A 15268-nucleotide genomic window follows, 5' to 3' on the forward strand; every position below is an offset into this window, starting at 1 on the left:
ACAGTGGCGAGGTTGGGCTGGTCGGCCGGCAGGGAGTGCTGTGGTGAGCGAGAACGTGCGGTTCGTGCGGATGGGGATAGGCGAGCGGACCGTCCCCTACCAGGAGGCGTGGGCGGAGCAGCAGCGGCTGCACGCGCTGCGGGTCGCGGACGAGATCCCGGACACCGTGCTGCTGCTGGAGCACGACCCGGTGTACACGATGGGCAAGCGCACCAACCCGGCCGACCTGCCGCTGGACGGGACGCCGGTGGTGGAGGTCAACCGCGGCGGGGAGATCACCTGGCACGGTCCCGGGCAGCTGGTCGGCTACCCGATCGTGAAGCTGCCGGACCCGATCGACGTGGTGGCGTACGTGCGGCGGCTGGAGGAGGCGCTGATCCGGGCCTGCGGCGAGTTCGGCGTGGAGACCACCAGGATCGAGGGCCGCAGCGGGGTGTGGAAGCTGGGCGCGGAGATCCCCGGCGCGGTGGTCGACCCCGCGCAGGTGGTGGAGATCGGCAAGCTGACCCTGCGGATGGGCCTGCCGCTGGGCATCGACCCGCGGCTGGCCGGACCCGAGTACGCGCCGTCCAACGCGGGCCAGCGCGGCGACGACCGCAAGCTGGCGGCGATCGGCGTGCGGGTGGCCCGCGGCGTGACCATGCACGGCTTCGCACTGAACTGCGACCCGGACATGACGTACTTCGACAAGATCGTCCCGTGCGGCATCCGGGACGCCGGGGTGGCCTCGCTGAGCGGGGAGCTGGCCCGGCCGTTCGGGGTGCCGGACGCGGTGGGCGCGGTCGAGCGGAAGCTGGCCGAGGTGTTCGCCGAGCTGCCCGAGCCGGCGGTCGCCGTCCGGTAGCGGGCCGCCAGCGGGGCCGCCAGCGGGCTGGTGACCGTCCGGTAGCGGAATCGGCGCGGCGCGCCGAGCGTTGCCTTTCGAAGGCAAGCCCCGGGCCGGGTGCCCGCCGTTGAAGCGCAGGCGTACCCTGAGGGGTACCCCGTCTAGTTCTAGGAGTCGCACGTGTCCGCTGTCGCACCCGACGGCAGGAAGCTCCTCCGGCTGGAGGTCCGCAACAGCGAGACCCCCATCGAGCGGAAGCCCGAGTGGATCAAGACCAGGGCGAAGATGGGGCCGGAGTACAACGCCCTGCAGTCCCTGGTGAAGAAGGAGGGACTGCACACGGTCTGCCAGGAGGCCGGCTGTCCCAACATCTTCGAGTGCTGGGAGGACCGCGAGGCGACCTTCCTGATCGGCGGCGACCAGTGCACCCGCCGCTGCGACTTCTGCCAGATCGACACCGGCAAGCCCGCCGAGTTCGACCGGGACGAGCCGCGCCGGGTCGCCGAGTCCATCGTCACGATGGACCTGAACTACGCCACCATCACCGGCGTCGCCCGCGACGACCTGGCGGACGGCGGCTCGTGGCTGTACGCCGAGACGGTCCGCCAGGTGCACGCGATGACCGCCGCCCGCGAGGCCGGCCGCACCGGCGTCGAACTGCTCATCCCGGACTTCAACGCCGTCCCCGAGCAGCTCGCCGAGGTCTTCTCCGCCCGCCCCGAGGTGCTGGCGCACAACGTCGAGACGGTGCCGCGGATCTTCAAGCGGATCCGCCCGGCGTTCCGCTACGAGCGCTCGCTGGACGTGATCACCCAGGCCCGGGCGGCCGGGCTGGTCACCAAGTCCAACCTGATCCTGGGCATGGGCGAGACCCGCGAGGAGGTCAGCGAGGCGCTGGCCGACCTGGTCGACGCCGGCTGCGAGCTGATCACCATCACCCAGTACCTGCGGCCCTCGCTGCGCCACCACCCGGTGGAGCGCTGGGTGAAGCCGCAGGAGTTCGTCGAGCTCCAGCAGGAGGCCGAGGAGCTGGGCTTCGCCGGGGTGATGTCCGGTCCGCTGGTGCGCTCCTCGTACCGGGCCGGGCGGCTGTACCGGCAGGCGCTGGAGCACCGGGAGCGGGCCGCCGCGGTCTGAGCCGCGTGCTGTGGTGCTTGTCGGTGGCGCGCCGTGCCGGGCCGGTGAGGGACGGGTCCGTTCGGGCCCGTCCCTCCGGCGCGTCCGGGCTAAGCGTCGACGTTTCACGTGGCATTGACGGGCGGGTCACCGTACGGTAACGGGCGTCCGGGACGCTGGAGCGGTACCCGGGTCGAGGAGTTGGTGTGGTCATGCGTACCGGAATCCGGATCGCCCTTCGGCGGGCCGAGCAGATGCTGTTGATCCGCGGCGCGCGCCGCAACGCGTGGGCCGCGGTGTGCGAGAACCGGCGGCTGGCGGGCGAACGCGAGCAGTCCGGGCAGGTGTTCGGACGCGGCGCCTGAACCCCTGGTGGGGGCGGGGGCGGACCCCCGGCGGGAACCGGGGCCCCCTCGGGGAAAGACCAGGGTCACGAACCGGCACCGCCTTGGATGATCGCGTGTGCCGCCACGTACCATGAGCGGTATGGCGAGGCAAAAATCCGATACTCCTGGGCGGCTCGCACAGATCCGCCAGGCATATGTCATGACCAAGCAGGTCGACACCAAGATCGGCCTGATCATCGCCGGCGTCGGCCTGCTGACCTTCGGCGTGTTCCTCGCCATCGGCTTCGCACTGGACCACCCGGTCTACCTGGGCATCCTCGGTTTCGTGGTGGCGGTGCTGGCGGTCGCGATCGTGTTCGGCCGGCGGGCCGAGCGGGCCGCGTTCGGGCAGATGGAGGGCCAGCCGGGCGCGGTCGCGGCGGTGCTGGGCAACATCCGGCGCGGCTGGAGCGCGAACCAGACCCCGGTGGCGGTCACCCGCAGCCAGGACGCGGTCTACCGGGCGGTCGGCCGGGCCGGCATCGCGCTGATCGGCGAGGGCAACCCGAACCGGGTGCGACCGCTGCTGGCGTCCGAGAAGAAGAAGATGGCCCGGGTCGTCGGCGACATCCCGGTGCACGACATCATGGTCGGCAACGACGAGGGCCAGATCCCGCTCAAGAAGCTGCAGATCCACCTGATGCGCCTGCCCCGGTCGATCAGCGCCGCCCAGGTCACCGAGACCAACGACCGGCTGCGCGCCCTGGGCGACCTGCTCTCCAAGGCGCCGATCCCCAAGGGTCCGATGCCGAAGGGCGCCCGGATGCCCAAGGGCGGCATGCGCTAGGCGCGACTCCCCCGTTCCGCACCACGGCCCCGCCCGCGAGGTTCCCCTCCGCGAGCGGGGCCGTTCGATGTTCCGGTGCCCCTTCGAGGGCGCTTCCCCGGGGTGCTTCCTCGGGGGTGCTTCCCCGGGGTGCCCCTTCGGGGGCGGCTCAGATCCGGACCTCGACGGTGCCGACGGCCTTGTCGTGCAGGCCGCGGGTGTCGCGGTCCCAGACGACGGCCGGGACGACCAGGCAGAGCAGCAGGGTGCGCAGCAGCACCTGCGGGATGGTGGCGCGGGTGCCGTCCAGCCGGACCACCCGCAGGCCGAACAGGCGCTTGCCGACGGTGGTGCCGGTGGTGGCCAGGAACAGCGCCGTCACCGCGTAGAACAGCGGGGTGGTCCACAGGTTGGCGGTGCCCCGTTCGCCGCCCGCGAGCAGCCCGTACGCGACCAGGCTGACCAGCCAGCCGTCGACGAACAGCGCGCCGATCCGGCGGCCGGGGCCGGCCAGCGAACCGGGCCCGGTGCGCGGGAGGCCGAGGCGCTCGCCGCGGTAGCCGAATTCGGCGCCCATCTTCTCGGCGGCCGCCTTCGGGCCGTCGATCCACGATCCGAGTGCTTCTCTGGTGTCCACGAATCCACCCTAACCGGGCTTACGGCCGGGGCCGGTGGCAGCCCCGGGCGGCGGCGCGCCGCCGGGGTTTCCCGTCGGGGTGAACCCGGTGCGCCCGACTGCCACGAGTGGTCTGGACCAGTTGCGGATCCACGGCCCGGTGGGGCCGGGAATTTGCCCGGAACCGTACCGCTTTGCCGCCCGCCCGAATGGCCCGGTTAACATGTGGGAAACAAGCGAGTCACGAGCCGGAAACGGGCCGTTCCTATCGTGAGCCCCCTGCACCGGGGCTCCTGTCGCCCCTGACGGAGACTCAGACGTGCACGCCGAGGAGGAGTACGGATGTTCACCAACGCCGACGAGGTGAAGCAGTACATCGCGGACAACGACATCAAGTTCGTCGACGTGCGGTTCTGCGACCTGCCGGGCGTGCTGCAGCACTTCTCGGTCCCGGCCGCCACCTTCGACCCGTCCGAGACCCTGATGTTCGACGGCTCCTCGATCCGCGGCTTCCAGGCCATCCACGAGTCCGACATGGCGCTGGTGCCCGACCTGGCCACCGCCCGGCTGGACCCGTTCCGCGCCGAGAAGCACCTCAACATCAACTTCTTCATCCAGGACCCGATCACCGGCGAGGCCTACAGCCGCGACCCGCGCAACGTCGCCCGCAAGGCCGAGGCGTACCTGGCCTCCTCCGGCATCGCCGACACCGCCTACTTCGGGCCCGAGGCCGAGTTCTACGTCTTCGACTCGGTCCGCTTCGAGACCTCCGCCAACGCCTCCTACTACCACATCGACTCGGTCGCGGGCGCCTGGAACAGCGGCTCCGCCGAGGGCGACGCGCGCGGCTACAAGGTCAAGTACAAGGGCGGCTACTTCCCCGTCCCGCCGGTCGACCACTTCGCCGACCTGCGCGCCGAGATGTCCCTCGAACTCGCCAAGGCCGGGCTGGAGGTGGAGCGCCAGCACCACGAGGTCGGCACCGCCGGTCAGGCCGAGATCAACTACAAGTTCAACACCCTGCTGCACGCCGCCGACGACCTGATGCTGTTCAAGTACATCATCAAGAACGTCGCCTGGCGGGCCGGCAGGTCCGCCACCTTCATGCCCAAGCCGATCTTCGGCGACAACGGCTCCGGCATGCACGTCCACCAGTCGCTGTGGACCGGCGGCTCCCCGCTCTTCTACGACGAGCAGGGCTACGCGGGCCTGTCCGACACCGCCCGCTACTACATCGGCGGCATCCTCAAGCACGCCCCCTCGCTGCTCGCCTTCACCAACCCCTCGGTGAACTCCTACCACCGTCTGGTGCCCGGCTTCGAGGCCCCGGTCAACCTGGTCTACTCGCAGCGCAACCGCTCCGCCGCGATCCGCATCCCGATCACCGGCTCCAACGCCAAGGCCAAGCGCATCGAGTTCCGCGCCCCCGACCCGTCCTCCAACCCCTACCTGGCCTTCTCCGCCATGCTGATGGCCGGCCTGGACGGCATCAAGAACAAGATCGAGCCGCTGGAGCCCGTCGACAAGGACCTCTACGAGCTCGCCCCCGACGAGCACGCCGCCGTCCCCCAGGTCCCCGCCTCCCTCGGCGCCGTCCTCGACGCCCTGGAGGCCGACCACGAGTACCTCCTCGCGGGCGGCGTCTTCACCACCGACCTGATCGAGACCTGGATCGACTACAAGCGCACCCACGAGATCGCCCCGATCGCGCTGCGGCCGCACCCGCACGAGTTCGAGCTGTACTACGACCTGTAGGGGGCCCTCTGACCTGCGGAAACGCAGTTCGATCTCTCATCGTTTCCGCAGGTCAGCACCTCGCTGACCTGCGGAAACGCGTGAGAAGGATCAGCCGAAGTACCTCTGGGGCTCGCGATGTGAAATGAGTGTGAAATGAGCAGGGGTAGATCGAACTCACGATGATGCCTTCTTGCCCTTGTCGGCACTGGGCCGTACGCCGTGTTGCTACTCTCGGTAGCCATCACTCGGGACTCCCGAGTCAAAGGGTTCGATCTCTTACCGGCACTGCGCCCCCGGGCGAGGCGTCATCCGCACTCGCCAACCAATGGAGCCTGCAGTCATCGGGCCGCGCCAGTCCAGTCGGCAGCTGATCGGGATAGCGGCCAGCCCGGGGGTCAACAGCGCCGTCGAGAGCCCCGCGGTGGTCGCCCAGGTGAATCGACCCCGCCGGCGGCGATCAGTACACCGATGCGCGCCTGGGCGGCGAGCGTACGTACAGGATGCGGCCCAGCATCTGCCCCAGGCAGCTCAGTCCGAGGGCCAAGGTCGCCAGCGAGGTCAGTAGCGGAGCCATTCGGACTGCATGAATCCGCTTGTCGGTGGCGTGTGGGACTCTTTGAACATGACGCTCCGGGGTAACTACTCCCAGCGAAGGTGCTCCAATACACACGGACGGTGTCTCATGGGCGGCGCACGGGTGATACGCACGAACAGAGTCCTACCACCCGACCCGAACGGCTGTCGGTGGTGCGGCGACGCCCAAGGCCACCACGGCACTCAGTGGGTGGCCTCGGTCGGTCAGCACACTTGGGCGGAGCCGACGCCCGAGCAGCGGCTTCGCCGTATGCAGGCGCGGCGGGCGGCCCGGCAGGCCACGTCCGCAGCACTCACCACAGATGCGGCCCCGCGTTCCGGGCGCGCATGATCAGATCATCGAAGAGCTTGGTGAGGTCCTCGGGAATGCGCTCCTTGGGCAGGTACGCGGCGATCCCGACCATCAAGTCCTCCTTGGACTGAGGCCCCTCCAGGGAACCGGTCTTGAACATGTCCAGCAGCGCGGAACTGAACTTCTTGCCCGACCGCAGCCCGGCTACGTCGTCGGGCTCCCACGGCCCCAAGCCGTCGGTTCGCGGCCACAGGGCGTTGGCCGTGTCAGCCCAGTCCGCGTTCTGGAACAGGTCCTCCAGTTCGTTGGGCGCGCCCAGATAGAAGCAGTGCTCGTGGGGAATGAAGCCGTACTCCTTGAGCTTGTCGTCGCGAAAGACCTGCTTCTGGTTCGTACGGCTGTCCTTGTCAACCACGAATGCCACGTCCCGCCGGTGGTCGGCCAGGAACTTCGCGAAGCGCAGCGCGCCCTCGTTGCTGCCGCCGGCCATCAGGCACACGCCCGCGGACTGGATGGGTACGCCGGTGTACTTGCGGAACAGGATCGGGAACGCGGACGTCTCCGATACGCCCTCCACGGCAACGAAGAACCGCTCGTGCAGCAGGACGCTATTGCGGAACCCGAGCGTCGTCGCAATGGTCGACAGGTGGCGGCGCACGTCCGCGTCGGCGCCGCCTTCATCGAGGACCTCCACGCAGACCTGTCCCTGGTGGGTGCGCAGGTGCACCACGGAGGAGATGTCGACCCCGTCGATCAGGTTGAGTGAGTGGGTGGCCACGATCACCCGGGCGTTTGGCTGTGCCGACTGCTCTTGGATGAGCGACATGATCCGCCGCTGGCGGGTGTAATCCAGATGGGTGTCCGGCTCGTCATAGACGAACACAACGTCGCTCATGGTGCCGTCGTCGTTCTGGGTCAGCTCGTTGCTGTTCGCCCAGAGGGCCAAGGAGATGCGGCGGGAGCGGCCCGTTCCGGCCGAGGACAGCGGGATGCGACGTCCGCCAGCGTCCACAATGGTCAATTCCACGCCAGTTAGCGCGGGCTTGACCTGCACCTGCGGGTCAAGTTCGACCGACGGCAGTTCACAGCGGTCCGCGATGTGCTTGCGAATGCGGTCAATGTCCGCGGTAAGCGAGCTCGCGAGGTACTCCTCAAGCTCCTCGACCCGCTTGGCGGCGTCATCGGCTCGGGTGTATTCCCGCAGCCGAGAACCCAGCAAGGTATGGATCACCGTCTCGGGCGCTTGAACCGCATCGCCGCGGAAGTACACAAGCGACGGCAGCGCGGCTTCAATGGAAGAGTCTGCCGCTACCCACTCGTCGACCTGCGGCATGGTGTCAGCAAGCTGCCGCAGCGGCTTCTCCCAGCTGTCGCGTGCGGTGGCCGGGCCGACCGGGAGTACGCCGTAGGAGTTCGCGATCGTCTTCAAAGCAGGGAGCTTGAGTGATGCGAGGTTCTGCAGCGCCGCCTCCTCGCAGACGCGGCGCCGCACCTCCAGGAACGAACCCGCCTCCGGCCGGTAGCGGCGCCGGATCCGCACATGCTCGGGCAGGCCCAGGTCTTCCTGCTCGTGAGGACGCAGCGCGAAGGTGCCCTCGACCACCACCTGTGCCACGCGTGCCTGTGCGTCGGCATCCTCGGCTTCGCCCTCACCGAGGTAGGTCAGGTCACGCTCGCTGAGTGCCGTGCCCTTCAACAAGAACGCGAGGGCGTCCAACAGCGCTGTCTTCCCGCCCTCGTTCTGGCCGGTCAGTACGGTCTGCCGCAAGACCGGCACTTGCTTGATCTCCGCGAGGCAGCGAAAACCCTCGACCGACACATCACAAATCTGCACGCACGCCTCGACTTGGCAGGAACGGGTGGAACTTTGAGGGACCGGGTCAGCCCGCGAGCTTGCGGGTCGGATAGCGCCCCTTGATGTACCGAGCCACGAACCCGCCCTTGCTCGCAGCAGCCAGCAGTGCAGTGTGTACCTGCGCGGGCACACGCGTGTACTCGTAAAGGGATCCGCTGCGGAAGGCGATCTGCAGGGTGCTGGAGCGGTCGTCGTAGCCGACGGACAGGACATTGGTGGACTGGACCGGCTGGTGCAGCACAGTGCCTCCTGCGATCGATGCGCCGGAAGGTGCCCGGTTAGCCGCCGATGCTATCAGCAGTACGCCAAGAGCCCGCCCGGAAAGGGGTGTTGGCGTCGGGCGGCGTTCCAACCATGGGACGGGGTGGGTAGTCTGCGGGTCTGCCGGGGCCTGGCCCGGCGCCGCCTGGCCTGACGTCGCCCTCCTCATCGCCCAGGCCCCGCATCCGTCTTTGTGACGTTGCCGTCCAACTCCGCACTCTTGTCATGTGATTGCCTCGCTCACCGGTTCGGGAACGCCAGCGACCGGCCGTACAGGCGTCCGTGGTACCCCTCGGACATGACCGACGCGGACCGGACAGACCTGCTGCCGGCACCTGGAGCGGTGGCAGGACGCCTGCGCCTTCGACCAGGTGCGCCGGATACTGCTCGCCCTGCTGAACGCGGCCGGCGAGCTGGACTGGTCCCGCGCATGCGTCGATGCCTCCCACGTACATGCGGAAAGGGGCCCCGCGACGGGCCCGTCACCGGTCAACCGCCGCAAGGCCGGCGGCAAACACCACCTCATCAGCGACGGCATCCCGTTTCACGTGATCACCACCGCGGCCAACCTCAACGACGTCACCCAGACCCTCGCCCTGGTCGACGACATCCCGCCCGTGGCAGGCCGCGTGGGCCACCCGCACAAACGCCCCGACGCTCTGCTCGACGACAAGGGCTGCGACAGCAACCCCAGCCGCCGCGAACTGCACAAACGCGGGATCCTGCCGATCATCTCCCACAGGGACCGGCCCGACATCAAAGGCCTGGGCAGGCTCCGCTACGTGGTGGAGCAGGCCTTCGCCCTGCTCCACCAGTTCAAGCGCCTGGCCGCCCACTGGGAGCGACGCTTCGACCTCCACAACGGCCTGGTCTCACTCGCCTGCTCACTGATCTGCTGGCGCCGCGTCAAGAAGGCCAGCTCGTGATCGTGTTACGGGTTCTTAGCAAAGCGATTGATATGTGAAGAAGTCAACACTTCTAGGGCTTAGGTGAGCCATTCTCCAGTCCCTAGGGGCAACTTCTATATGGTAATCAATTTCGCGGGGCGCGATGCTTGGAAGCGACAATTTTGCGCTCACGCCGACTCTTGGGCGCGCCGCTTGCGTTCCTTGGCGTAGCCGACGAAGAAAACCAGCAAGGCCTTGTGTCCAATGGATGGCGCGAAGACGCCGAGGATGATCCAGGCAGTTCCCCACCAACCGCCCTCACCCTTGTCTTCCATGGGAACCCAAAGGAAGTTGATGGCGAACAATGAGAACCATTGGCCCAGCTGCTTGGGAAATCGCCCAGCGCGGAACTCGAAGAACATCGTCACCGCCGCATATGCCAGGAAGGTATAGACGTTGAGGACCCAGGGCAGGGGGCTCATTCCAGGGGCGTTTCGTTCAACGAATCGAATTTGGTATGGCCATTCCCATGCCATGATTATGGCGAGAGCCATGAGCGGAAGCGCGAGTCTAATGTCCCGCATGACCGTGTCGATCTTCTGCTCATGTCGCAGCGCGAAGTCTCCGAGCCCCTCGTACATGGGGTTGGGTGCCGTTGCTGCGTCTAGTCCTCGTCGGGCCCGGGCTGCACTGGCGAAGCCATCTTCCGAGGTGCCGCTGCGCACTCGCATGCCTGCGTTGTCGACGTACGCCTCGGTCTCGGCAATGAAGCCTCGGATGGTGTCGTGCGACAGGCGCGAGCTTGACGAGATCTGGACCCAAGATGGCGACGTGGAAACAGCTCGCAGCTCCTTGGTGAGGTTCACCCAGAAGATCTCGCCCGCGTCGGGGTCATAGACCAATCCCACCACCGGAATCCGGCTCTGCCGCCAGTCCTCGAAGTGGTCCTCGACGGGGATGGCGTAGCCGCGGGCTCGTTTGTACTTCTGGCCGCTCTTGACTTGCACGGCGAAGTAGTGACCAGTCCGCCTGCCAGCTCGGGTCACGTTGATTATGAGGTCTTCGCCGTGGTCGTTGCCGCCATCGATCTCCTGCACGATGTGCTCATGATCTTCAAGCAACGTGCGGACGGCGTTGACCCCCGCCCGCTCGATGCGACGGTTGGAGCGGACAGTCGCCACGGCATGCCTCCTCGCGCTTAGCCAGGAGGAGAATAGCGATAGCCACTGACAGTGGCTATCTTGTTACACAAGTGGCCAGATCAGAGCATCGTGCCTCAGACATGCAGGCGGTCCAGCTGGCTGATCCCCTCATGCAGCTCCGTGATCCAGGCGAGGTCGCACAATCGTGCTTGATCGCGCAGCCCTGACCCTTGAGGCGGCAGTCGCGGAGGATCTTCCAGGTCTTCATCCGGGCGAAGGCGTGCTCGACGCGGGCACGGACCTGTTTGTGTTCGAGGTTTTGCTCGGCCTGCCACTCGGTGAGCTCGCCGCCGCGTGGTCGGCGGTGTGGGATGACCAGGCCGGTACCTGGATAGCCGCCGTCGGCGATCGTGATGGCCCGGCCGACGGCCGCCTTGGCGCCGGACTCCGCCCACGCCTTGCTGTCGTTTCGGCTACCCGGGACCGGCCTGCCGACTGCGACGATCAGCCGGGTGTGGGCGTCGATGACCACCTGGTGATTGGTCGAGTACCTATAGCTCTTCGACTGCTCGGCGACGGTGTGGTCGTGGGTGGGGACCAGCGTGCCGTCGACGATTAGAACGATGCCCTTGCCGAACCGCCGTCGAGGCATGAGCGCGAGGAGAGGCCCAACGTAGTCGATGATCCGGACGGCCGCAGACTCGGACACCCCGAAGAACGGCGCGAGCTGCCCCAGTGTCAGGTTCGTGCGCCAGTGGGCAGCGACCAGCAGAACCCGATCCCCCAGCGGCAGGCTCCACGGTCGGCCTCTGCGTATCGCGTTGGCACCCTCGCGGCGGAGCATCGTGATCAGCCTTTGGAAGTCGCCCGGGCCCAGCCCGGTGAACGGGGTCATCCAGGATGATTCCGACGCCGTGATCACACCAGCCATGGCGAGATCATCCCAGCCGTCACTGCTTCAGGTGCCGGCCTGTGCGCCCCTCAAGAGGGTGACGTCGGCAGAGGCCGACTTCCAAGCAGATGAGGGCACAGGCGAGTGCCCGCGAGAACCCGAACCCACCAGAGCCCAGACATCGCGAGCACGGGTGGTACCCGCCGAACGACGACTAGATGAATGATGCGAAGGGTTAATGGTCGTAGGCGGTCAGCGAGCGCATGACGGACTGGCCGGTGTGGTCGTTGTGCCAGATTGCGCTGGTCAGGGCGAGGACGCGCTGCAGGACGCGGACCATCACCCCGCCCTGGGTGCGGCCCTGGTGGCGTTCGAGGTCGAGCTGGGCCTTGAAGGTCTGGTTGACGGACTCGATGATCTGTCACAGCGGTTTGAACAGGGCGGAGCCGGCCCGCGGGGGCTCGCCCCTGCGGGCCGGCCGCAACAGGTACACCTCCCACTCGGCGAGTTGGTGTTCGAAGGCGCGGCCGTAGTACTGCCGGTCGCCGATCAGTGTCTGGCCCGGCCGGGTCGCGGCGAGGTGGGGTTCGGCGTGGAGCATGCCGAGCAGGGTCTCGCGCTCGTCGGCCTTCGCGCCGGTCGGCGCGAAGGCGACGGGCAGGCCGTGCAGGGTGCACAGCAGGTGCGGGCGCAGGCCCCAGAAGTAGCGGGAGTGGCTGGCGCAGTAGCCGTACTCGGCCCAGCCGGCGAGGTCGGAGCGTTTGGCCGTCTCGCGTGAGCGCCAGCATTCCACCGGTGTGGAGTCGACGACCCACACGGTGTCGGTCCACAGCGAGGTGTCACGGGCCGAGCAGGCGGTTGACCCGTGCGATCAGGTCGGCGGCCTTGCGCAGGCGCCGGTTGTAGCCGGACTGCCCGGGCACGTAGGGGAACAGGTGCCGCAGGTGGGCCTGGGCGTGGCGGATCCAGCGGCGTTCGGAGGTGAAGCCGAGCAGGGCCTGCATCACGGCGAGGGTGACCAGCTCGGCGTCACTGAGCTGCGGCGTGATGCCGATCTCGGGCCGCCACGGCGCCAGATGCGGCGATTCCTCCAGCAGGTCGTCGGTCTTCACGTAGAGTGCGGTCGCGAGGGAGTTCAGGTCAGGCGTCACAACCGACCTTTGGACTCCCTCGCTTCATCTCATGCCCGTCACCGAGCCCTTGGCATCCTTCATCTAGTGGGCACCGGCCACCTGGGGCCAGGTCGGAGTTGCCTCTCTCGGTCGACTGGGGAGAGCGGTGATCTGCGGGACAGGTCGGATCGGATTCACCCTGGGTACTGCCGGCCAGCCATCGCAAACCGGTAAACGATCTGTGGGGTGCAGACGAAAGCGGGGGTCTCGCAGAGAATCGCCATCCCCAGCAACAACCAGATCGCCAGGTTGTTCAGCGGGTGATAGTGACTGAACACCAAATAGTCGATCCACCAGACAATACCGACCCCGGCCACGCGGGTGACCTGCGCCCACAGGTTGCCAGGATCGAGTTTCGCCATGCTGCTGGCTACCAGGCAGGCAAGAACAGCTGCCAGGGGCGAGCCGATCGAGAACCACGCATCGCCATCGGTGGCCTGAAGGACCGGTACCGCCATGACCGTGAACATCGCGGCCATGGAGATTACATACGCCGTCGCCACCAGGATGCCGACCGCACCCACCGCTTTGTTAAACGCGAGGGAAGCTTGGCCACTGTCGGCGACGGGGGCCGCGCCTGTGGCATCAGCCACCCATGTGACATCCTCGGCCTCTCCGGCGACGTGCGCGCCCTGCGTGTCGATGTACGTCTGCAACTCGCTGACGAAGCTGCTAAGTGAACCGTCCGTCAGCTCGTTGACCCGAGGAACCTGAATCCAGGCCGCCCCGCTTTGATTCTGTAGTTCCTGGGTCAGGTTCACCCAGAACAGCCGTTTCTGGTCGCGGTCGTAGACGACACCCACAACGGGGAGACGGCTCTCCTGCCAGTCCTGCCGGTGGTCGGCGACGGGAATGGCGTACCCCTTGGCCCGTTTGTACTTCTTCCCGCTTTTCACCTGGACTGCTACGACGTGTCCCGTTCGCCGGTCCCCACTGACGAATCCGACGTAGAGGTCTTCCCCATGATCGGCGCCTTCGCCGATCTCCTGGACGAGGTGGTCATGTTCCTCCAGGAGTGTCCGCAGGGCGTTCACCCCCGCGCGCCCGATCCTCCGGCTCGCACTGATCGTCGTCATGCTCGGTACCTCCCCAGGACGCATCCCGCCGCCAATGCAGCCTAGCCGTGAGGACTGACCGTTGAACTTAGCTATGCGTCGTCCCCTCCTTCATGGACAACCATGATCGACTCCGAGCGACGACCGGGTTGAGTACTGTCTCACTGACGGCCACGGCTCGGGGAAGTCGTTCGCCGCCGCCCAGCGCCTCAGGGGCACAGCGCGTGGTGGGTCTGCTGCTCGTAGAGGCTGATCGGGCTCTCACGACCATCGGAGGCGGCCCGTAGTCTTTGCGGACCCGACGGCGGTGGCGTTCTGAGCAGAGTCGCTCAGCTGCTTCGGCCGGCTCCGAAGTGGAAGGGACGTCCCCGTGCCGCAAAGCAAGACCACACTGGCCGCCTTCACGGCTTCGCGCAAAGCCGTAGACAAGTTCGTCACTGCAAGCATGCGACAAGGGCGGACGTGGGGCGAGGAGTCGGTGACCGAGCGGTTGCTCATGGCCGCATACCCGACAGTGCGGTACGTCGAGTTCAACCGAGCGCAGGAGGAGGTCGTCGGGGCTGACTGGCTTTGGTGGTTCGTGGACCGCAGCGGGGAAGCGTTCGGCGCCCTGGTGCAGGCGAAGAAGCTCAAGGTGCAGGCGCAGTCCTGCGCCATCGACTTCAAGCACCCAGGTGGCGACGCGGCCGGGAAGCAGATGCGTGATCTGCTGACCACTGCTGATTTTCTCGATGTCCCAGCCGTTTACGCACTGTACTGCGGCACGCTGAAGTATCGAGAGGAAGTGACCGAGTGTCCAGTGCACGAGTACCGCGGTAGGCCCTGCCAGCGCTGCCAGCGCGCGAGCATCTTGATGCTGTCAGCTCTTGCTGCCCAAGAACTCGCCTATCTCTCCCCGGCTAGCGCAGGCAGCAGCGCCTTCGAAACCGGCGTACCCCTGGAGGACCTTGTCGATCCAGAGGTGTGCGCCGACAACTTCGTGTTCGATTCCCCCCTCGCTATAGAGCTTGCCAACTTCTTTGAGCAGAAGCAGGAAGGCGTGCGGGACATCGCCAAAGCGATGTTCAACTCGGTCAAGAAGGCCCGACAGCTACTGATGGCCACGCCGGAGGATCTTGGGGACGATACGGTCTTCGGCACTATTCCAGCAGGGTTGGGGCAGTTCGAGGCTGACAATCTGCCCTTCCGCCACATCCTGCGTGGCTTGAAGCGAGAACTGCCGCGGGATGTGGCGGACGCCATTGAGTCTGATGGCCAGCTGGGTCTCTGGGAATACCGGCGTTTCATTGCTGGGGTAGTCGTCGTAGACGTCGATGCCACTGAGCCGGAGTAGCCGCACCGCGCCACACGGCGAGGAGTCGGCTCGACGTCGTAGTCTCCGCTCGACGCTTCTCACCATGTCTCATCGTCATCACCGCCGCGTGTGCGCTGATTGTGAAATGATCTTCCATGTGACCTCTATTTCCGCAGGTCAGAGGCATGTTCGATCAGAACTACGACCTGTAGGACCCCTCCGACCTGCGGGAACGCAGGTCGGTCCCTCATCGTTTCCGCAGGTCGGGCAGAGCCCTGACCTGCGGAAACGCGTGGAGAGGGATCGACTGCGGTACCCCTGGGACTCGCGATGTGAAATGAGCAGGGGTGGATCGAGCTCGCGGTGATGCCTTCCCG

The 15268-nt window shown here is 66.9% G+C and carries 12 protein-coding genes and 2 pseudogenes; 7 read left to right on the forward strand and 7 right to left on the reverse strand.

From position 1 onward, the window contains the following. Window positions 1-70 precede the first annotated feature (70 nt). The 4 genes from lipB to ACIQVD_RS02135 all read left to right on the forward strand — a co-directional run bounded on the left by lipB (window position 71) and on the right by ACIQVD_RS02135 (window position 3115). The gene (gene lipB, locus ACIQVD_RS02120) at window positions 71-844 is read left to right on the forward strand and encodes a lipoyl(octanoyl) transferase LipB (RefSeq protein ID WP_402285849.1); all 774 of its coding nucleotides are present in this window, start codon (window positions 71-73) and stop codon (window positions 842-844) included. Between the two features lie 162 nt (window positions 845-1006). Continuing rightward, window positions 1007-1963: a lipoyl synthase gene (locus ACIQVD_RS02125; protein ID WP_033254401.1), complete on the forward strand. Its 957-nt coding sequence runs from the start codon at window positions 1007-1009 to the stop codon at window positions 1961-1963. 191 nt (window positions 1964-2154) lie between these two features. After that, window positions 2155-2307 carry a hypothetical protein gene (locus ACIQVD_RS02130; RefSeq protein WP_199528046.1) on the forward strand — a complete coding sequence of 51 codons (153 nt, stop codon included), beginning with the start codon at window positions 2155-2157 and terminating at the stop codon, window positions 2305-2307. 121 nt (window positions 2308-2428) lie between these two features. After that, window positions 2429-3115 (forward strand): DUF4191 domain-containing protein, encoded by a 687-nt coding sequence (locus tag ACIQVD_RS02135; protein ID WP_400688561.1) that lies wholly within the window; start codon window positions 2429-2431, stop codon window positions 3113-3115. Window positions 3116-3263: 148 nt separating this feature from the next. On the opposite strand, the gene ACIQVD_RS02140 is transcribed toward ACIQVD_RS02135, so the two are convergent. Further along, entirely contained in the window at window positions 3264-3731 is a 468-nt protein-coding gene (locus ACIQVD_RS02140) for an RDD family protein (RefSeq protein ID WP_400688563.1), read from the reverse strand. A gap of 321 nt (window positions 3732-4052) precedes the next feature. Here ACIQVD_RS02140 and glnA point away from each other — a divergent pair, with 321 nt between their 5' ends. Then, window positions 4053-5465, forward strand: a complete 1413-nt coding sequence (gene glnA / locus ACIQVD_RS02145; RefSeq protein WP_100835888.1) for a type I glutamate--ammonia ligase — start codon at window positions 4053-4055, stop codon at window positions 5463-5465. Between the two features lie 869 nt (window positions 5466-6334). Here glnA and ACIQVD_RS02150 read toward each other — a convergent pair. Next, on the reverse strand, window positions 6335-8152 hold the full coding sequence (locus ACIQVD_RS02150) for an ATP-dependent nuclease (protein ID WP_402285347.1): 1818 nt from the start codon (window positions 8150-8152) through the stop codon (window positions 6335-6337). A 61-nt stretch (window positions 8153-8213) separates the two neighbouring features. Continuing rightward, window positions 8214-8429 (reverse strand): KTSC domain-containing protein, encoded by a 216-nt coding sequence (locus ACIQVD_RS02155; protein WP_402285349.1) that lies wholly within the window; start codon window positions 8427-8429, stop codon window positions 8214-8216. Window positions 8430-8820: 391 nt separating this feature from the next. On the opposite strand from ACIQVD_RS02155, the gene ACIQVD_RS02160 reads away from it, so the two are divergent. Continuing rightward, window positions 8821-9375 carry a transposase gene (locus ACIQVD_RS02160; RefSeq protein ID WP_402285351.1) on the forward strand — a complete coding sequence of 185 codons (555 nt, stop codon included), beginning with the start codon at window positions 8821-8823 and terminating at the stop codon, window positions 9373-9375. A gap of 149 nt (window positions 9376-9524) precedes the next feature. Here ACIQVD_RS02160 and ACIQVD_RS02165 read toward each other — a convergent pair whose 3' ends face one another. The 4 genes and pseudogenes from ACIQVD_RS02165 to ACIQVD_RS02180 all read right to left on the reverse strand — a co-directional run bounded on the left by ACIQVD_RS02165 (window position 9525) and on the right by ACIQVD_RS02180 (window position 13618). Further along, the gene (locus tag ACIQVD_RS02165) at window positions 9525-10517 is read right to left on the reverse strand and encodes a DUF4365 domain-containing protein (protein ID WP_402285353.1); all 993 of its coding nucleotides are present in this window, start codon (window positions 10515-10517) and stop codon (window positions 9525-9527) included. 181 nt (window positions 10518-10698) lie between these two features. Then, a pseudogene (locus ACIQVD_RS02170) lies at window positions 10699-11409 on the reverse strand (transposase); the annotation flags it as partial. 196 nt (window positions 11410-11605) lie between these two features. Next, window positions 11606-12521, reverse strand: a pseudogene (locus ACIQVD_RS02175) (IS982 family transposase). A 155-nt stretch (window positions 12522-12676) separates the two neighbouring features. Continuing rightward, window positions 12677-13618 carry a DUF4365 domain-containing protein gene (locus ACIQVD_RS02180; protein ID WP_402285355.1) on the reverse strand — a complete coding sequence of 314 codons (942 nt, stop codon included), beginning with the start codon at window positions 13616-13618 and terminating at the stop codon, window positions 12677-12679. A 349-nt stretch (window positions 13619-13967) separates the two neighbouring features. Between ACIQVD_RS02180 and ACIQVD_RS02185 the strand changes: the two genes are divergently transcribed. Then, complete coding sequence (locus tag ACIQVD_RS02185; protein ID WP_402285357.1) at window positions 13968-14930, forward strand: DUF6615 family protein; 963 nt, start codon at window positions 13968-13970, stop codon at window positions 14928-14930. The last annotated feature ends 338 nt before the right edge of the window (window positions 14931-15268 follow it).

The sequence above is a fragment of the Kitasatospora sp. NPDC090308 genome, assembly GCF_044769485.1.
GTDB classification, from domain to species: Bacteria; Actinomycetota; Actinomycetes; order Streptomycetales; family Streptomycetaceae; genus Kitasatospora; species Kitasatospora fiedleri.